A 17,973-nucleotide genomic window follows, 5' to 3' on the forward strand; every position below is an offset into this window, starting at 1 on the left:
TGGCGGCGAGAGGAAATTGAGCCGCGGCGGCTGGCGCCGGGCAGACAGCGCCGGGGCCGGTTATGGCGCCGTGCCGGCGCTCCGGCGGCTGCGTTTGACGCGGTACATCGCCTCGTCCGCCAGCCTGATGGCATCGCCGGGCGCCACGGTTTCCGGCCGCACCGATATGATACCGATGCTCGGCCCCGGATAGGCGATCGGCCGCGACGGCAGGTCGAAGGTGCCGCAAAGGGCGGCCTCCAGACGCGCGCGAAGGCTCTCGGCGGCAGCATGGCAGCCGTCTTCCGAGACCGGCCCGCGGGCGATCACCACGAACTCATCGCCGCCGACGCGTGCCGCCAGATCGTGGGCGCGGCAGACCGACCGCAGCCGCCGGCTGAAGTCCGTCAGGAACTCGTCGCCGACGTCGTGCCCGTAGGCGTCATTGATGGCTTTGAAATTATCGAGATCGATGAACGCCACGAGCATGAGCTGGAAGTCGGCGGCAGCCATATCCCAGACCGGCGATATTTCGGCGATCAGCGAGCGCCGGTTGATCAGGCCCGTCAGCTCGTCGTGCTTTGAAATGCCCTCCAGAACGCCGTTGGCGGCGCGCAGCTTTTCCATCGCCGCCTCGCGTTCGAGGTAGAGCGCAATGATTTCGCCGAACAGCACCAGAAGCTGCTGACACTGCGCCGCCGCCGGCCGGCGTTGCGAACTGGCGCCGCACAGCGTTCCGAACAGCGATTTGTCGATGAACACCGGGGTGCTCATGTAGGTGCGGATGCCGAGTTCGCGGGCCGCGCCGCTGTCCGCCCAGCGCCCGTCGGCCTCGTCGGTAAAGGGGCAGCCTTCATCCAGAGCCCGCTTGCACAGCGTGTCGCCCCACGGCACCGACAGCCCTTCGGGAATGACGAGGCTGCTTGTGTTGCGGGCAAAGATGACCGTCTGAAATCCGACATCGGCATCGATCCGCGTCAGATAGGCCGAATCGAGGCCGGTCGCGATCTCGATGATTTCCAGAAACCGGCGGACCAGCCCTTCGAGATTGCGTTCGTTCTTCAGCGTTTCCGCAATGTCCGAGATCAGCGTCTGTGTCATTTCAGCGTCCGCCGCGCTCTGTAACCGAACGATCCCCTGAACGAGCCCCGCAGTCACGATGCCGGCGATCCCGAACGGAGCGAAGATGGGTCTCCCGAGCGTCTGCCTGCCGGCGAACCGGGCACGGAGAGCGGACGGCTGAGGCATCTATACGCGATTGTTGCCGGCACGGCGGGACGCGATAAGGTCGCACGATGGCGCAGAACCGGGCAGACATCGCCGGCTGCGACAGGCCGCGGGAACCGCCGGCGCCATCCCGGAATTCGATTCCACGGGCGATGTCGAGGTTCCGGCCGGCCGTTACCGGGGTGCGCCGACGCAGCGCTCGCTGCAGCCCTTCAACATCGGCGGCGACCATATGCCCAAGGCGGTCTGTCACGCCTGCGGCCATGTGAAGAAAGCCTGCGCGCGGGTGAACGCGGCCGCCGGCCGCCTGCCGGTGGCGGACGAGGCGATGGCGGGCGCTCTCGACGATCATTTTCCGCTCTGTGTCTGGCAGACCGGCTCGGCCACGCAATCCGAGCTGAACCTCAGCGAGGGGCCGTCGAACCGCGCGCTCCGGCTTGCGGCCGGCGTTCCGGGTTTGCAGCCTCCGCCCGCGCTGCGGCTTGGCCGGACGCCGGGGCGCGAAGGCCGGTGCTTGTGAGACAGGGCGCGGTGAGGCCGGGCGCGGCCGGCATCAGCCGGTCGGGCCGTCCGTGGCGCGGCGCTGTCTGCTGCGGGCGGCGATCACGGCGGCCATGAACAGGAAGCAGGCGAGGGCGATGAAATAGACGAGGCCGTGCGCGGTGGCCTGCATGGCGCCACCGGCCAGCAGCGGACCCAGCAGCGCGCCGGCCCCCCAGACCAGCCCCATGCCGGCATAGATGCCGACGATGTCGCTGCCGGAAAAGCGGCTGCCGACAATGGCCAGCATCATGGTGTAGATGCCGACGAACAGCCCGCCCCAGATGAACAGCAGAACGCCGCTCAGCAACGGCATCTGCAGCGCCCACGGCCAGACGAGGGCGCCGAGCCCGGAAAGGCCGGCCAGAATGGCGATGAGCGTTATCCGGTTCATCTTGTCGCCGAGCCAGCCGATGGGCAGTTGCAGCAGCACCGCGCCGATCATCATCCAGGTGATGAGCTGGGTCGCCTCGGCCTCGGCCCAGCCGAGCGAGATGGCATAGAGGCCGAGAAAGGTGAGGCCGGCGGTTTCCACCGCCGCATTCAGCGCGGTGGCTGCCATGGCCACCGGGGCAAGGCCCATGTAGCGCAGCGGATTGGTGTGGGCGGGCCGCTCGAACAGCGGCGTGCGGATGCCGGGGGCGGCGATGAACAGCACCGCCAGCAGCGCCAGCCCCGCCCCGATGCCGTAGGGCAGGAAGCCCTCGCTGCCGGCAAAGGACAGAATCAGCGGCCCCAGCGCGAACCCGATGGACAGCGACGCGGTGTAGGCTGCCATGGTGCGGGCCCGCGTGGCATCGGAACTGAGTGCGTTCAGCCATGTTTCCGACAGCACGAACAGCGTTTCGGAGGCCGCGCCAAGGACGACGCGCAGGGCGAACCACAGGCCGATGAACGGCAGCGCCGGAAACAGGCACAGCACCGCGGCCGCAACGACCAGAGCCCCGATCACGCTGGCGCGGATGCCGAGCGCCGCCGTCATGCGCGGCAGCAGGAAGGCCATGGCCAGAACGCCGACCGCATGCATGGCGGCGTTGGCGCCGATCACGCTCTCGCTCACCTGCCGGGCCGCCAGATCCAGCGCGATCAGCGTGGCGCTGAGGCTGTAGGTGAGGCCGAACACGAGGGCCATGGCGATGATGGCAAGGCGTGCCGCAAGGCCGCCGGAAGCGCTGGAAGGCAAGAGCGGGCCTCCTGTCGTCTTTGCAGGGAAACGGGCGGGCCGGCCGGGGCCGGCACGGTTCAGCCGGCCGGCCGCGAGGGCGGGATTACGCTGAGAATCTGGGAAAGCGCGCGGCTGTAGTCCAGCACCATGCCGGGCGTCCACGCCATCCAGGCCGCGCGCCGCCGCATCAGCCCGGCCACCCACAGTTCGGGCAGCAGCAGCAGCCGCAGGAAAACGCGCGGCGAATACATGCGTTCGGCGAAATGGCCTTCAATGGCGGCATCGAGGGCGCGGGCGACGGTGCTGGAACAACTGCGGTAGGTGAGATTGTAGGTGGTGTCGGTGCTGTAGAGCGCCCAGAAGGCGCGCAGCGCCTCATCGTTGACGGCGTGCAGATGCACCTGCCGCGTGGAGGGGCACCATTCCGCGCTTTCCTCCGCATAGGAGGGCTTGAACAGGCCCGGCACGTCGTTGTCGGCGGTGGCCCGCAGCACGCGGGTGAACTGCGAGGGCGAGCGCTCGATTTCCACCGCCGGATAGTGGCTGATGTAGAGATCCGGCAGCAACTGCATCGCCGCGTGCCCGGTGGAGACGACGCCGTTTTTGTCCTGCGCGACCACATAGCGCGAAATGCCGTGATTGAGCGGCGTCAGCGTGCCGGTCGGCGTCCACACATGCACCACCACCTCGCCGGTGCGCCGCCCGGCCGGGGTATCGACGGGATAGATCAGCTGCCGGCGGCCGTCCTGCGGCCGGCTCTTGGCCATGATGACAGCCAGCGGCACCCCCTGCGGCAGCCGGTGAATGCGCCGCGCCATGATGAGGGCGGTGATACCGATCACCATCATCAGCGTGCCGACATCGATGCCAACCGCGCCGCGCCACTGCGTGGGCCAGGGCACGAACGACCAGATGCCGATGCCGAATTCCAGACCGGCCAGCACCAGCGCCGTGCGCCAGCGCGCAAAGCGCACCACAATGGCGCTGGTCGCGCGCCAGATGGCATCGGCCACCAGAATGAGGCCGATCAGAATGCCGATCAGCGCGTCGCTGTGCCAGGGCGCCTCGATGATGAGAACGCCGATGACGATCAGGGTCACGGCCTGCCCGAACCGCAGCCACCGGTTGGTCGCGGTTCCGTGGATGCCGGCCGCCAGCGTGATGAAGGCGTGGACGAACAGCGGAATGGCGAAATAGGTCGGCCGGATGCGGAATTCGTCGTAAAGGGCGTTGACGGTGAAGAACAGGCCGATCGAAAACGCCAGCAGCCCGGCTGCCGCCACCACCCACCACTTGCGGCGGATGGTCGGGCCGCCGATCAGAAGAAGCAACAGTTCGCCCATCAGGCCCTCGCTGCGCATATCGCTGCCGCACTTCCGCGGTTGAACCCCCGCCGTCTTGTCGCTTCGGCAACCGTCAAAATCAACCCGCCGGAACCGGCCCGTCGTTCTGCGGGCCACGCCGGAAACGGGCGGGACGGGACCGCAGCGCCGCACGACGCCCCGCGCGCAGACCCCGGGATCTGCAGACTCCGAGACTTCTCGACCCTGAGACTTGCGGACCCTGAAAGCTGTGCTGACGATGCGCCGCAGGCTGCACCGCCAGTGCCCCGGAAAGACCGCTGTCCGCGCCCTGAGCAAGCCGGGGCAGGTAATCGTCGGGCAGGCAATCGTCGGGCAGGTAATCATCGTGGCCGGCAAAAAACACCCTTTTTGCCGGCGCCCGGAGACTGCGGGGAACGATAACACGAAGGCCATCGCGCTGACGACCGGCAACCGGCGGAAACGGCTGCCGGAGCACGTTATTTCCACTTGGTCCGAGGGGCGCCGGTCGTCGCGCGCGGCCCTTCGGGCGCTCTCGCCAGAACGGTGCCGGCCACCGTTTTCAGGTGACCGGCACCGCCGCCCCCCCGGCTCCCCCCGCCGGAGCGGGCCGTTGCCGGCCCGCGATCATCTGGCTGCCGGCCGGCGGTTGCCGGTCAGCCTGCCTTTGCGGCGGCGGGTTTCCTTCTCGCCGCCTGCTTCTGCGTCACGTCCGTCCGCGTCACTTGCTTTCGCTGTGGAAGCTCAGGGAGGTGACGCCCATGCCGTTGTAAGTGCCCTGCAGGCTGGTGTTGCCGCTGTTGTAGGAGAAGGAGCCGAGCGGGCCGCTGCCGGGCAGCTGGAAACGGGCGGCCGAAGAGCCGCGGCCGCCGCCGTTCACCGCCTGCAGGGCTTCGTCGTTCAGGGCAATCGCTTCGATCCGGGTGTTCATCTTCGTGGTCCTTTTGCTGCGGGCCAGCCGGCCCGGTGTGTTTTGGTGAGACCGGTTCTAGGCCCGCTCGCTGACACCAGCCTTACAGCGCCCGCACCCCCGGAAAAAAACGACGCGGGCGCCCCATAAAACGTGCGGACAGAGCCGCGGCGGGGTTGCCAACCGATTGACGGAGCGGACATTCTGCCGACGATGACCGGTGGGGATACCCGATGCCAGAGCCTCAATCGTCCGCCCGTGCGCCGGGCGATGCCAGAAGCGGCCTGTTCCGCAGGCAGTCGCTGCAGCAGCTCGGACGGATGGACGATTACACTGCTCCGCTGCGGGTGACCGGCCGTGCGGACTGGGTGGTCGCGCTTCTGTGTCTGGCCCTGTGCGTTGCTGTGGTGGCGTGGTCGTGCCTGGCGCGCTACCGGGTGACGGTGGAAGGACCGGGCGTGCTGGTGCGCGGCGGCGGCATTTTCATCGGCATCAACGCTCCGAAATCCGGCTGGATCGACGAACTGGTGAGCGTGGGCCAGAAGGTGGAGGCCGGGGAGGTCGTCGCCTCGCTCGCCACGCCGGAGGAAGATGCGCGGGTGAGCGATCTGGAGAACCGCGTCGCGCAGATGGAAATCCAGCGGCAGGCGATCGCCCAGCGCTATGCCCAGCGCCTGCAGGCCGAGGCGCAGGCGCAGCAGCGCCGCCGCGACGAGCTGGAAGAATCCGTTTCTCTGACCGAGCAGCGCGTGCGCGAGGCCGAAACCCAGCTCACCAACCGCGAATATCTGTTCTCCCGCGGCACGGCCACGGTGGACCGTGTGCAGGAGGCGCGCGAGCGGCTGTTCTCGGCCCGCGAGGCGCTGGCCCACCGCCGCGCCGACATCGCCGCCCTCGATTCGGCCGTGCTCGCCATCGAAGGCCAGCGCGATCAGGAGCTTGAGGCCAATCACCGCCAGATCGTCGACCTGCAGGGCCTGCTGACGCAGGCCCGCCTGTCGCGGGGCCTCGCCGACGAGATTCGCGCGCCGCAGGCCGGCAGCGCCGTGCTGGTGCCGGTGACGCTCAACACCCTCGTGGCCGCCGGCCAGCGGCTGGTGACGCTGGAAACCGGCCGCAACCGCCTTGAGGCGGTGTTCTTCGTGCCGGGCGACATGGGCAAGCGCATCGAGCCCGGCATGGATGTGCGCCTGTCGCCGACCACGGCGCCGCGGGAGGAATATGGCATGATGCTGGGTCACGTCGTGTCGGTTTCCCCGCAGCCGGAGGGCCAGAGCGAAATCGCCGCCCGGCTGGGCAATCCCGAGCTTGCCCGCGTGATGGCGCAGAACGGCACGCCGTTCGAGGTGCGGGCGGTGATCGATACCCCGCCCGGCGAGACCGACGGCTATCTGTGGACTTCCGACCGCGGCAGCGAGATCGCCCTCAGCAGCGGCCTGATGCTGAACGCCAACGTCACCGTGCGGCGGGCGCCGCCCATCTCGCTGGTCATTCCCGCCCTCCGGCGCTGGACCGGCCTGTGATGGCCGGGCAGGCGCAGGCCGGCGCGGCCGGGGCAGGGACAGGAGCGGAGGCTGCCGCCGGGGCGGGGAACGGCGGCGGCGAAGGGGCGCCGGCCGGGGCCTCGCGGCTGCCGGGGCCGGTCCGCCGCCGGCGCGTGCCGACCATGCTGCAGATGGAAACGGCCGAATGCGGGGCCGCCTCGCTCGGCATGATTCTGGCCCACTACGGCCTGTGGCTGCCGCTGGAGCGGCTGCGCGAGGCCTGCCATGTCTCGCGGGATGGTTCCTCCGCCGCGGCCATCCTGCGCGCCGCGCGCAGTTTCGGCCTCCGGGCGCAGGGCTGGCGGGTGGAGCCGGCCGCGCTCGGCCAGCACCGCCTGCCCGCCATCGCCTTCTGGGACATGAACCACTTCGTGGTCATCGAGGGGATCGGCCGCAACAGGGTCTTCATCAACGATCCGGCCTTCGGGCCGCGCAGCGTCAGTGCCGAAGAGTTCGATGCCTCGTTCACCGGCATCCTGCTCACCTTCGAGCCGGAGGCGGCCTTCCGGCCCGGCGGCATCCGGCCCGGTCTGGTCCGCGCGCTGTTTCCGCGCGGGCCGCAGACCCGGCAGGCGCTGGTGCTTCTGGCCATCATCGCGCTGTGCAGCGTGCTGCCGCCGCTGTTCGTGCCGGCGGCGGGCCGGATCTTTGCCGACAACATCATGGTGCAGCACGCCCGCGAGTGGCTGCGGCCGCTGCTGGTGGGCATGGTCGGGGCTGCGCTGCTCTCGGCGGTGCTGTCGTGGCTGAACGGCATCGTGCTGACGCGCCTGCAGCGCCAGCTCGGCACCACCTCGGCCATGCAGCTCATGGTGCACATGCTGCGCCTGCCCATGGGCTTCTTTGCCCAGCGCCATGTGGGCGATGTCGTGCAGCGCGTCGATGCCGCCCGGCGGCTGTCGCACACCGCCGTGGTGTCGGTTTCCTCGGCCCTGTTCAGCATGATGGGCGCGCTCATCAGCGCCGCGATCATGCTGCTTTACAATGTGCCGATGGCGCTGGCCTGCTTCGCCTTCGCGCTGGTGGATGTGGTCATCGTGTGGGCGATTGCCGGGGTGCGGGCCGATGGCGTGCGCCGCGTCACCCTGCAGCGGGCCCGGCTCGCCTCGGCTGCTCTGGGGGGCATCCAGTCCATCGAAACGGTCAAGGCCTCCGGCGGCGAGAACGAGCTGTTCGCCCGCGTTGCCGGGGCGCAGGCGGCGCTGCTCAACATGTCGCAGCAGCTGGAACGCACCACCGTGCTGCTCGGCCTGCTGCCGTCGGCCGTCAAGAGCCTGTCCTATGCGGCGCTGCTCGGCTGGGGTGCGGTCAATGTCATGAACGGCACCATGACGGTCGGCATCCTCATTGCCTTTCTGGCGGTGCTGCAGGCCTTTCACACGCCGATCGAAGCCGTCATGAACGCCATCGCCGGCTTTCAGGAGCTGCGCGGCGATCTGGAGCGGGTGGAGGACACGCGCCGCTATCCCGTGGTTGCCGCCCTTGCCGGCGATGCCGCGCTTTCCGCGACCTGGCCGGTGCACAAGGCGCGCCTGACCGGCTTCGTCCGCGTGCGCGACCTCGCCTTTGCCTATCCCGGGCAGCCGGAACTGCTGTCGGGCATCGACATCGACCTTACGCCGGGGCGGTGGGTGGCGGTGGTGGGGGCGTCCGGCAGCGGCAAATCCACGCTGCTGCGCCTCGTTGCCGGCCTGCTGGCCCCCACCACCGGTACCGTCACGTTCGACGGCGTCTCCGCAGACCGCATTCCGCGGCGGGTGGTGGCGGGCTCGCTTGCCTTCGTGGAACAGGATGTGGTGCTGTTTGACGGCACCATCCGCGACAACATCGCGCTCTGGGACAGCACGCTCGATTTCGGACGCATCGTGGCGGCGGCGGAGGATGCCGCCATCCACGGCGATATCCTGCAGCGCCGCGGCCAGTATGCCGGTCCGGTTTCGGAAGGCGGGCTCAATCTCTCCGGCGGCCAGCGCCAGCGACTGGAGCTGGCCCGTGCGCTGGCGGTCGACCCTGCCATTCTGGTGCTCGACGAGGCGACATCGGCCCTCGACCCGGTGACGGAGGCGGCGGTTCTTGCCAGCCTGCGCCGCCGCGGGCTGACGGTGCTGGCCACCTCCCACCGCCTCAGCACCATCCGCGATTGCGACGAGATCATCGTCATGGACAAGGGGCGCATCGTGCAGCGCGGCACCCACGACGACCTGCTGGCGACACCGGGCCCCTATGCGACCCTCGTGCAGGGTGAGTGACGCCATGGATGCTGCCAGCGCCCCTGCCGCCCCGGATGTGGCCAGCCCGATCCCCTGCCGCGCCGGCCTGATCTATCGCCTCGCCGCCGGCCGTGCCGCGCTCTGCGCGGGCGATGCCGTGCGCGCGGGCACGCTGCGCCCGCTGGCTGAGATGACGGCCGGCGACACCGTGTTCGTGCCGCCGGACAACGGCCGCCTGCAACTGGCCATCCTGCCGGGGGCGGGGGCGGAGGTGGCCGTTCTTTCCGCGCCGCTGCCGGCGGCCGGCTTTGCCGAAGGCGCCGATCGCTGGGTGCGACTGGCCGCGCGCATGCTGCGCGGGGCCGGCGCGGCGGCGGAGGTGGCAGGCCCTGAAGTGGCCGACGCGGAAGTGGCCGACGGGGAAGTGGCGGGCGCGGAGGCAGCAGGGGCAGAGGCGGCAGAGGCGGCGGCGGAGGCGACGGGACCGGCACGGCGTCTTTCGCCGGGCGAGGCCGGCCTTGCCGCCGGCGAGGGCGCTGTTCCCGCGCAGGCCGATGCCGTGCTGTGGTGCCGGGTGATTTCCGGTGCGGTCGCCGGCGTGTGGCGGACAGCGCCGCAGGGGCCCGGCGCGGCTGCCTTTCCGCTGCTGCGCGAAGCCCCGGCCGTGGCTGTTGCGGACAGCCGCCTCGGGCTCGCGGCCACCGGCAGCCTTGCCGCCGACGGCAGCCTTGCGGCGGTGCTGGCGGCCTTCGGCGCCACCGTTGCCGATTGCCTCACCGTGTGGCTCGACGCGCAGGAGCGCGCCCTGTCGCATCGCCTTGCCGCGGCGGCGGATGCCGATGCCGCGGTGCTGGCCGGCGCGCTGCAGCAGCTTGGCGGGCAGGCTGTCGCATCCGTTTCTCCGCACGGCTATGCGGAGGCGCCGGTGGTCGCCATGCTGCGCCTGGCGGCAGAGGCCGCGGGCGCCGTGCTGCCGGCCGATCTGGCGCCGCCGATCGGGGCCGACAGCGTCGACGAATTCATCAAGGTGCTGGCGGAAGGCGCCGGCCTGCGGGCGCGGCGGGTGCGGCTGCGTCCGCGCTGGTGGCACGCCTCCGGCGAGGCGATGCTCGCCTTCCTGCCGGACGGCACGCCGGTGGCCCTTATTCCCGAGGGCCGGCGCTGGCTCCTGCACCGGCCGGATGGCCGCGTGCAGACTGTGTCGCGCGACGGCCCCGGCATCGCCGACGATATGGCCTATGTGCTCTATCGCGGCTTTGGCGAAACGGTCGCCCGGCCCGGCCGGGCGCTGTTCGCCTTCACCGCAGCCCGGGTGCGGCCGGAGCTGGCGCTGATCCTGCTGACCAGCCTGCTGGTCGGGCTGCTCGGCCTTGCCACGCCCTTCCTGACCGGCTTTCTGGTGCAGACGGTCATTCCCGACGGCATCCGCAGCGAGGTGGTGCAACTGGTCGCCGCCGTTCTCGCGGTGTCCTGCGGGGTGACCGGCTTTGAGCTGGCGCGCGGGCTGACGGTGCTGCGCGCCGAAAGCCTGCTCGGGTCTTCCATCGAGGGGGCGCTGTGGAACCGGATGCTGCGGCTGCCGGTCGGCTTCTTCCGCCGCTTCGGCGCCGGCGATCTGGCATTGCGGGCCGATGCCGTCAACCAGATGCGCCGCACGCTGGGCTTCGCCACGCTGACGGCGCTGGTCAGCGCGCTGTTCTCGCTGGTCAATCTGGCGGTGCTGTTCAGCTATGGCCTGGCGCCGGCCTTGCTGGCGCTGGGTGTGTGTGCGGTGGAAATCGCGCTCATCGCCGCTCAGGCGCTGTTTAACGGCCGCCTGCAGCGCCGGGCGCTGGAAAATGCCGGGCGGATGCAGACCCTGACGGTGCAGATCTTCCAGGGGCTTTCCAAGCTCCGGGTCGCGGCGGCGGAAAGCCGGCTTCTGGCCCGCTGGGTGCGCCTGTTTGCCATTGACCAGAGCCTGCACTATCGCGCCAACGTGGCGGGCAATGCCGTGACGGCCTTCGGCGCGGGCTGGAACATCCTCGTCATGGCGGCGCTGATCGCCATCGTCGGGTTCGGCTTCAGCCCGATGACGCTCGGCGACTACGTCACCTATTCGGGGGTGTTCGGCCAGTTCGTGGCGGCCACTCTGTCGCTCGCGGGCATCATTCCGGCTCTTGCCACGGTGGGGCCGCTGTGGGGCCGCGCCCGGCCGATCCTGAGCGAGCCGGAGGAAAATGCCGGCCGCGGGCTTCATCCCGGTCGCCTCAGCGGCGCCATCGAGGTGGTCCGGGCCTCCTTCAGCTATCCCGGCGGCGAGCCGGCGCTGCACGATATCTCGCTGCGGGTGCCGGCCGGGGCCTTCGTGGCGGTGGTCGGGCCCTCCGGCTCGGGCAAATCCACGCTGCTGCGCATGCTGATCGGCTTCGAGACGCCGGCCGGCGGGCAGGTGCTGCTGGACGGGCGCAATCTGACCGATCTCGATGCCGGCGCGGTGCGCCGGCAACTGGGCGTGGTGCTGCAGCACAGCCGGCTGGAGGCCGGCAGCATCTATCAGAACATCGCCGGCGCCGCGCCGCTTTCCGCTGCGCAGGCGTGGGCGGCGGCCGAGTGCGCCGGGCTGGCGGCCGATCTTTCCGCCATGCCGATGGGCATCCACACCTATGTGGACGACAACGGCACCACGCTTTCCGGCGGCCAGCGCCAGCGCCTGCTGCTGGCCCGCGCCATTGCCCGCCGGCCGCGCATTCTGCTGCTCGACGAGGCGACGAGCGCACTCGACAACGTGGTGCAGGCCCGCGTGATGGCGGCGCTGGCCGACATGAACGCCACCCGCATCGTGGTGGCCCACCGCCTCAGCACCGTGCGCCATGCCGACCTCATCGTGGTGATGGATGCCGGCCGCATCGTGGAAACCGGCACCTACGACAGCCTTGCCGCCGCCGGCGGCCTGTTTTCCGACCTGATCCGCCGGCAGATGGCCTGACCGCCCTGCCGTCTCCACCGGGGACCGAAGCCCATGCGCATTCTGCTCGTCGAAGACAATGAGGAACTCGCCGGCCTGACGGCGAGCCAGCTCGGAGCCGCCGGCTTCTCCGTCGATCTGGTTGCCGGCGTCGGGGATGCGATTTCGGTGCTCGATACCCGCAGCTATTCCGTCGTCATCCTCGATCTCGGCCTGCCCGACGGCGACGGGCTGAAGGTGCTGCGCCATGTGCGGACCCGGCGGCAGGGTGTGCCGGTGCTCATTCTCAGCGCCCGCGGGGCCATGGAAGAGCGGGTGAAGGGGCTGGAGCTGGGCGCGGACGACTACCTCGTCAAGCCGTTCGCCTTCGAGGAGCTGAAGGCGCGCATCGCCGCCCTGCTGCGCCGGCCCGGTGCGCTTCTGGGCATGCAGCTGACGCTCGCCAACCTCGTCTTCGATACCGAGGCCCGATCGGCCAGCGTGGACGGCGCGGCGCTGCGGCTTTCCGCGCGCGAGATGCAGCTTCTGGAACTGTTGCTGCGGCGGCAGGACAAGGTGGTGCCCAAGGCCAGCGTGGAGAACGAACTGTTCGGCCTCGACGACGAGTTTGAGTCCAACGCGGTGGAAGTCTATGTCCACCGCCTGCGCAAGCGCCTGCTGGACGGCCGGGCGGCGGTGACTATCCACACGGTCCGCGGCGTCGGCTACATGCTGGCGGCCGCATCATGAGGCAGCGTCTTTTCGGCAGCCTGCTGGGCCGGGTCTTCCTGCTGCACGCCGTGCTTCTGGCGCTCGCGGCCATCTTCGTGCCGTTCGTCATCGATCTGATGCTGCGCGACCGGATCGAGTATTTCGAAACCCGGGTGCTGCGCGACCATGCCGATGCGCTGGGCGAAAGCCTCGCGCCCGGCGCGGACGGCGCGCCGCGGCTGACGCAGGATCTGCGCGCGCGGCCCGACTGGGCCGGCGACGAGTTCATCTATGCGGTCATTGATGGCGACGGCGCGGTGCTGCTCGCCTCCGCGCCGCAGGATGGCGTGGCGCTGAGCCGGGCCACGCGCGCCGACAGGCCGGCGACGTCGTCGATGCAGTACCGGACCGGCACCTTCGATGTGCTGACCCGCCCGGTCACCATCGGCGCGCGCGCCGTCTGGCTGGTGGTCGGCTGGAACATGACGGATCAGGACGTCATCTTCGACGACGTCGCGCAGGGCTTCCTGTGGCGCTCGCTGGCCCTGTCGGTGCCGCTGCTCGCCCTGCTGCTGGTGCTGGACGGGCTGGTCATCCGCCGCTTCTTCCGTCCGGTCATCGCGGTCGCGCGCGATGTGCAGGCCATCGATCCGGCCCATACCGATGCGCGGCTGTCGCTCGACCGCCTGCCGGCGGAGATCCGGCCGCTGGCGGAAGCCTTCAACGCGGCGCTGGAGCGGGTGGAGCACGGCTATCAGCTGCAGAAGGAGTTCACGGCCGACGCGGCCCACGAGCTGCGCACGCCGCTGGCCGTGCTGGAAGCCCGCCTGCAGACCCTGCCGCCCGGCGAGGCCCGCACCGCGCTGCTGGACGACGTGCGCCGCATGAGCCGCATCGTCAGCCAGCTTCTGGACATGGCGATACTGGATCAGGTGCGGCCGGAGACGGACGAGACCACCGATCTCATCGCCGTCAGCCGCTCGCTGCTGGCCGCGCTGGGGCCGGAGGCGATCCGCAAGGGGCAGGATCTGGGCCTTGAGGAGCCGGAGGGCGCGGAGAGCGTGCCCGTGCGGGTGCGGGTGCGCGAGGAAGACATCTGGCACCTGCTGCGCAACCTCATCGAAAACGCCATCCGCCACACGCCGCCGGGCACGCGCATCGATGTGGTGGTGGAAGCCGGCGGCACGCTGATCGTGCGCGACGACGGGCCGGGCATTCCGGCCGCGTTGCAGCCGCAGATCTTCAAGCGTTTCTGGCGCCGCCGGCGCAGCGGCGGGTCCGGTGCCGGGCTTGGCATGGCCATCGTGCAGCGCGTGGTCACCGCGGCCGGCGGCACCATCGAACTGCGCTCCGCGGAGGGGCAGGGCACCGCCTTCATCATCCACCTGCCGCCGGCGGCCTGAGCGCGGGCGGGATGCGGCATCCGGCCATCGGCGGCCGGCAAAGCCGTGTGTCATCTGCCGTCGCTGTCATGGCCGGCGGTGACGGGGCCGCCCGGTCCCGTCGCCCGCCCGCAAGACACCCGCCCAAGACGCCCGCCCGCGAGACGCCCGTGTGCGATACCCGGCGAGCGTCGCCCGGCGGGTGTTCTGCCCGCGCCGCCGTTCACGGCAGCCGGCAATGCGCTGCCGGGAGCCACGGTTTCCGGGCAGAAAAGGCCTCGCGGGCCGTGCTCCTGCTCGTCCCGCTCACGGTCGCGTTTCTCTCATCAGCGGGTCTGCGGGGCCCGCGGGTCTGCGGGGGTCGTGCTGAGGGGGCATTCGGGCCCCGTCCCCGCAACGGGCCCGGCAGCGGCAAGACCGGGTGGCGTCAGCGGTGGCCTCACGCCTGCAGCCAGCGCTCCAGCGCGCGTTCATCCGGCAGGCCGCCGGCGTGAACCACCTTGCCGTCGATGACGATGCCGGGGGTGGAGAGAATGCCGAAGCGCGCGATCGCCGCGTAATCGGTGACCTTTTCCACCTCGACCGGAATGCCCAGCCGCGCCGCTGCGGCCCGCACCATGGCTTCCGTGGCTGCGCAGCGCTTGCAGCCGGGGCCCAGTACCTGAACGGATTTCATCGTCCTCTCCCGTGTGGTTTCACCGGATTACGAGAACAGCAGGTTGAAGAGATAACCCACTGCCAGAATGCCGGTGCCGACGACGCCTGCGAACACCGCGATCAGGCGCAGCGTCAGCACCTTGCGCAGGATGATCATTTCGGGCAGCGACAGCGCGATCACCGACATCATGAACGCCAGCGTGGTGCCGAGCGCCGCCCCCTTGCCAAGCAGGGCGCTGACAATGGGGATCACACCGGCGGCATTGGTGTACATCGGAATGCCGATCAGCACGGCGGCGGGCACCGACCACCACGCCCCGGCGCCCATGATGCGCACCATCAGTTCCGCCGGCACATAGCCATGGATCAGGGCGCCGGCGGCGATGCCGGCGATGATCCATATCCACACGCGGCCGACGATATCGCGCACCGCCTCAAGGCCCAGCCGGATGCGGCCGCGCATGTCGGGGCGCTCGGGGGAAAAGCCGGGGCCCGGCCCGCTGCGGATGTTTCTCACCCAGTCCTGCAGCCAGCCTTCCAGATGCAGGCGGCCGATGACCCAGCCGGAGACGACGGCCACGGCCAGCCCGAAGGCGAGATAGACGAGGGCGACGCGCCAGCCGGCGAGGCCGATCAGCAGGCCGAGCGCAACCTCGTTGACCATGGGGGCCGCGACGAGGAACGAGAACGTGACGCCCAGCGGAACGCCGGCCGAGACGAAGCCGATGAACAGGGGAATCGCCGAGCAGGAGCAGAACGGGGTGATGACCCCGAGGCCCGCTGCCATCAGGTGTCCGGCAAAGGTGTGCCGGCCGGCCAGCATGGCCCGCGTCTTCTCCGGCGAAAAATAACTGCGCACAACGCCCATCGCGAAGACGACGAGCATCAGAAGCATCAGAACCTTCGGCGTGTCGTAGAAAAAGAAGGCAAGCGCGCCGGCAAGGTGTGTTCCGGGGGCGACCGGCAGCAGGCCGGTGAGCCACGCCGAGGCCGCGGGAAGCTGGCTGTAGACGACCCACCACAGCCCCAGCGCCAGCGCCGTGGCGCCAAGCCACAGACCATCGGGCCACAGACCATCGGGCGCGCGATCGTGCGGCACCGGCTGGGGAAGACGTTCGTTCGTACTCATGCGGAGGCCTCCGCCGGCAGGGCGCCCGGCTTCTCCCGGCCGGCAGCAGCGACGGCAGCCTCAATGAGGCGGGCGGCGTCGGGCGGCAGCGCGGGATTGCGGCGGTAGCGCACCCATTGCGCATCGCGCCGGTCGGCGACGAGCCCCGCTGCCTTCAGCACCGCCATATGCCGGGAAACGCGCGACTGGGAGGCGCCGAGACGCTGCATCAGCTCACACACACAGTGCTCGCTGCCATCCTGAAGAAGGCAGATGGCCTGCAGGCGGGTCGGCTCGGCCAGCGCCGAGAGAATGGCGACGATCCGGTTCATGGCGCTATAATATGCGCATGTGCGAATATGCGCAATGGCGCATAGGGCGCGGCCCGCGGCCACCGGCGTCCCGGCGCGGCATCAGACCTGATGGCGGATCGCGCCGTTCATCATCGTCATTTCCACCACGGCCTTGTGGATGTCGTGGGGGTCGATCTCCAGAATGTTGCGGTCGAGGACGATCAGGTCGGCGAACTTGCCGGCCTCCAGCGAGCCGACCGCCTTTTCCAGACCGATCTGCCAGGCGGCACCGAGGGTGTTGGCGCGGATCGCCTCCGCCACGCTCAGCCGCTCGGCGGCCGGTGCCAGAACGGGCGCGTCCGGCTTTCCGACGAGCTGGCGGGTGACGCCGACCTGAATGGAATCGAGCGGCCTGTAGGTGGAGAAATAGCCCGCTGCCGGCCAGTCGGTGCCGAAGGAGATACGCCCGCCCTCCTGCAGCACGGTCTTTGCCCGATACATGCGGCCGGCGCGCGGCTCGCCGTAGCGGGCCAGCATGTTCTGCAGGGTGTCGGGATCGGCGGAGGCCCAGTTGGCGGAAAACTGCGCTGTGACGCCGAGCTTGCCGAACCGCGGGTTGTCGCTGTCTTCCACATAGACGAGGTGGGCGATGGTGTGGCGCCGGTCGCGCGGCGGGTTGGCGGCCATGGCCCGCTCGATGGAATCCAGCGCCACCCGCGCCGTGCGCTCGCCGCAGGCATGCACATGAACGTCGAAGCCGGCGGCATCGGCGGCGCCGATCATCCGGTGCCACTGCTCTTCGGTGAAGGGCGAGCCGCCGGTGGAATCGGGCCGGTCGGCATAAGGCTCGACCAGCCAGGCGGTGTAGCCGGCCTGTGCGCCGTCGCCGATGATCTTGACGACGCGGGCCTGCACCAGCTCGCTGGAAACCGCACGGCGGATCGCGGTGATCTTCTCAACGATATCGTCGACCGGCGGCCCCTTGACCGCATAGGAGGCGATGACGCGGAACGGCAGCGCGGCGCGCTTTTCGGCCTCCGTATAGAGGGCGATCAGGGCTTCCTGATCGCTGCCGATGGGCGGCACCCCGGCATCGAAGATGGCGGTGATGCCCGCCGCCGTGGCTCTGGGCAGCCAGGCTTCCATCAGCCGGCCCATGGCGGCCACCGAGATCGGCTCGACCGCGTTGACCACGCCCAGCACGGCATTCGCCTCCAGCACATAGCCGGTCGGGTCGCCCTTCCGATCGCGGGCGAAATAGCTGAAGCGGGGGATCGGATCCGGCGTGTCGCGATTGACGCCGGCCATCTCCAGCGCCTTCGAGTTCGCCCACAGGCTGTGGCCGTCGATGGAGAAGAAGAAGGCCGGCCGGTCGGGCAGGATGCGGTCGAGATCGGCGCGGTCCGGTCCTTCCGGCGGAAACATGTCGACGCGCCAGCCGAAGCCGCGCACCGGGCCGGTGGGGTGCGCGCGGGCATATTGCGCAATGGCGGCCAGCGCGTCCTGCCGCGTCGGCAGTTGCAGATCGAGACCCGACGTGAGGAACGCGCCGAGGAAGGGGTGAATGTGCCCTTCGACGAAACCCGGCATCAGCAGCCGCCCGGCGAGGTCGATCACCCGCGTGTCCGGCCCGGCCAGCGCCATCGCGCCCGCCTCGTCGCCGACATGGACGATCATCTTGCCCCGCACCGCCACCGCCTGTGCCCATGGCGCGGCGTCGTGCACGGTATAGACGGGGCCGTTGCGGAAGATGAAATCAGCCGGGCCGCCGGCCGCAGCGGGCTCCGGCGCCGCGGCCGCGACCTCCGTTGCCCGGAAAACCGGGGCCGCTGCCGCTGCCGCGGCGATCGCCGCAGTTGCCCGCAGAACGTCCCGGCGGCTGGCCTCTCCGCGCCCCCTGCCGAAAACCTCGAAGCCGGAGGCCCATTCGCACGCGAAGCACATTCGGCACCTCCGGAGGTTCCGCTGACAGCTTCGCAGATCGTAGCACAAGACGGGC

Annotated in this window: 14 protein-coding genes; 6 read left to right on the forward strand and 8 right to left on the reverse strand. The window is 70.0% G+C overall.

The window, feature by feature from the left end; translation table 11 throughout:
* Positions 1-60: 60 nt before the first annotated feature.
* Positions 61-1,080: a sensor domain-containing diguanylate cyclase gene (locus V7067_RS02745; protein ID WP_334174342.1), complete on the reverse strand. Its 1,020-nt coding sequence runs from the start codon at positions 1,078-1,080 to the stop codon at positions 61-63.
* A 157-nt stretch (positions 1,081-1,237) separates the two neighbouring features.
* Between V7067_RS02745 and V7067_RS02750 the strand changes: the two genes are divergently transcribed.
* A complete protein-coding gene (locus tag V7067_RS02750) occupies positions 1,238-1,726 on the forward strand; it encodes a lyase family protein (RefSeq protein WP_334174343.1) in 489 nt (162 codons plus the stop codon).
* A 33-nt stretch (positions 1,727-1,759) separates the two neighbouring features.
* Here V7067_RS02750 and V7067_RS02755 read toward each other — a convergent pair whose 3' ends face one another.
* The 3 genes from V7067_RS02755 to V7067_RS02765 all read right to left on the reverse strand — a co-directional run bounded on the left by V7067_RS02755 (position 1,760) and on the right by V7067_RS02765 (position 5,164).
* A complete protein-coding gene (locus V7067_RS02755; RefSeq protein WP_334174344.1) occupies positions 1,760-2,929 on the reverse strand; it encodes an MFS transporter in 1,170 nt (389 codons plus the stop codon).
* Positions 2,930-2,988: 59 nt separating this feature from the next.
* Complete coding sequence (locus V7067_RS02760) at positions 2,989-4,272, reverse strand: protease (RefSeq protein ID WP_334174345.1); 1,284 nt, start codon at positions 4,270-4,272, stop codon at positions 2,989-2,991.
* Between the two features lie 682 nt (positions 4,273-4,954).
* Complete coding sequence (locus tag V7067_RS02765) at positions 4,955-5,164, reverse strand: hypothetical protein (RefSeq protein WP_334174346.1); 210 nt, start codon at positions 5,162-5,164, stop codon at positions 4,955-4,957.
* A gap of 212 nt (positions 5,165-5,376) precedes the next feature.
* Here V7067_RS02765 and V7067_RS02770 point away from each other — a divergent pair, with 212 nt between their 5' ends.
* The 5 genes from V7067_RS02770 (at position 5,377) to V7067_RS02790 (ending at position 13,937) form a co-directional block, all read left to right on the forward strand.
* Complete coding sequence (locus V7067_RS02770) at positions 5,377-6,666, forward strand: NHLP bacteriocin system secretion protein (RefSeq protein ID WP_334174347.1); 1,290 nt, start codon at positions 5,377-5,379, stop codon at positions 6,664-6,666.
* Positions 6,667-6,809: 143 nt separating this feature from the next.
* On the forward strand, positions 6,810-8,936 hold the full coding sequence (locus V7067_RS02775) for an NHLP family bacteriocin export ABC transporter peptidase/permease/ATPase subunit (RefSeq protein WP_334174348.1): 2,127 nt from the start codon (positions 6,810-6,812) through the stop codon (positions 8,934-8,936).
* 4 nt (positions 8,937-8,940) lie between these two features.
* The gene (locus V7067_RS02780) at positions 8,941-11,865 is read left to right on the forward strand and encodes an NHLP bacteriocin export ABC transporter permease/ATPase subunit (protein WP_334174349.1); all 2,925 of its coding nucleotides are present in this window, start codon (positions 8,941-8,943) and stop codon (positions 11,863-11,865) included.
* Between the two features lie 33 nt (positions 11,866-11,898).
* Complete coding sequence (locus V7067_RS02785) at positions 11,899-12,573, forward strand: response regulator transcription factor (RefSeq protein WP_334174350.1); 675 nt, start codon at positions 11,899-11,901, stop codon at positions 12,571-12,573.
* Positions 12,570-13,937: a HAMP domain-containing sensor histidine kinase gene (locus V7067_RS02790; protein ID WP_334174351.1), complete on the forward strand. Its 1,368-nt coding sequence runs from the start codon at positions 12,570-12,572 to the stop codon at positions 13,935-13,937. Before V7067_RS02785 ends, V7067_RS02790 begins: the two co-directional genes overlap by 4 nt.
* A gap of 418 nt (positions 13,938-14,355) precedes the next feature.
* Here V7067_RS02790 and V7067_RS02795 read toward each other — a convergent pair whose 3' ends face one another.
* From V7067_RS02795 to V7067_RS02810, 4 genes are all read right to left on the reverse strand, one after another.
* Positions 14,356-14,592, reverse strand: coding sequence for a thioredoxin family protein (locus V7067_RS02795; RefSeq protein WP_334174352.1), 237 nt, complete (start codon positions 14,590-14,592; stop codon positions 14,356-14,358).
* A gap of 27 nt (positions 14,593-14,619) precedes the next feature.
* Positions 14,620-15,702, reverse strand: coding sequence for a permease (locus tag V7067_RS02800; protein WP_334174353.1), 1,083 nt, complete (start codon positions 15,700-15,702; stop codon positions 14,620-14,622).
* Positions 15,699-16,013: a metalloregulator ArsR/SmtB family transcription factor gene (locus tag V7067_RS02805; RefSeq protein WP_334174354.1), complete on the reverse strand. Its 315-nt coding sequence runs from the start codon at positions 16,011-16,013 to the stop codon at positions 15,699-15,701. Before V7067_RS02805 ends, V7067_RS02800 begins: the two co-directional genes overlap by 4 nt.
* A gap of 81 nt (positions 16,014-16,094) precedes the next feature.
* Positions 16,095-17,918 carry an amidohydrolase gene (locus V7067_RS02810; RefSeq protein WP_334174355.1) on the reverse strand — a complete coding sequence of 608 codons (1,824 nt, stop codon included), beginning with the start codon at positions 17,916-17,918 and terminating at the stop codon, positions 16,095-16,097.
* Positions 17,919-17,973 lie beyond the last annotated feature (55 nt).

It is taken from the genome of Pseudoxanthobacter sp. (assembly GCF_036822375.1).
GTDB lineage: Bacteria > Pseudomonadota > Alphaproteobacteria > Rhizobiales > Segnochrobactraceae > Pseudoxanthobacter.

Excerpts from the sequence above, each read along its gene's own strand:
- V7067_RS02745 (WP_334174342.1), bottom strand. The coding sequence starts at position 1,080 with ATGACACAGACGCTGATCTCGGACATTGCGGAAACGCTGAAGAACGAA.
- V7067_RS02760 (WP_334174345.1), bottom strand. The coding sequence starts at position 4,272 with ATGCGCAGCGAGGGCCTGATGGGCGAACTGTTGCTTCTTCTGATCGGC.
- V7067_RS02765 (WP_334174346.1), bottom strand. The coding sequence starts at position 5,164 with ATGAACACCCGGATCGAAGCGATTGCCCTGAACGACGAAGCCCTGCAG.
- V7067_RS02770 (WP_334174347.1), top strand. The coding sequence starts at position 5,377 with ATGCCAGAGCCTCAATCGTCCGCCCGTGCGCCGGGCGATGCCAGAAGC.
- V7067_RS02775 (WP_334174348.1), top strand. The coding sequence starts at position 6,810 with ATGCTGCAGATGGAAACGGCCGAATGCGGGGCCGCCTCGCTCGGCATG.
- V7067_RS02780 (WP_334174349.1), top strand. The coding sequence starts at position 8,941 with ATGGATGCTGCCAGCGCCCCTGCCGCCCCGGATGTGGCCAGCCCGATC.
- V7067_RS02785 (WP_334174350.1), top strand. The coding sequence starts at position 11,899 with ATGCGCATTCTGCTCGTCGAAGACAATGAGGAACTCGCCGGCCTGACG.
- V7067_RS02790 (WP_334174351.1), top strand. The coding sequence starts at position 12,570 with ATGAGGCAGCGTCTTTTCGGCAGCCTGCTGGGCCGGGTCTTCCTGCTG.
- V7067_RS02795 (WP_334174352.1), bottom strand. The coding sequence starts at position 14,592 with ATGAAATCCGTTCAGGTACTGGGCCCCGGCTGCAAGCGCTGCGCAGCC.
- V7067_RS02800 (WP_334174353.1), bottom strand. The coding sequence starts at position 15,702 with ATGAGTACGAACGAACGTCTTCCCCAGCCGGTGCCGCACGATCGCGCG.
- V7067_RS02805 (WP_334174354.1), bottom strand. The coding sequence starts at position 16,013 with ATGAACCGGATCGTCGCCATTCTCTCGGCGCTGGCCGAGCCGACCCGC.
- V7067_RS02810 (WP_334174355.1), bottom strand. The coding sequence starts at position 17,918 with ATGTGCTTCGCGTGCGAATGGGCCTCCGGCTTCGAGGTTTTCGGCAGG.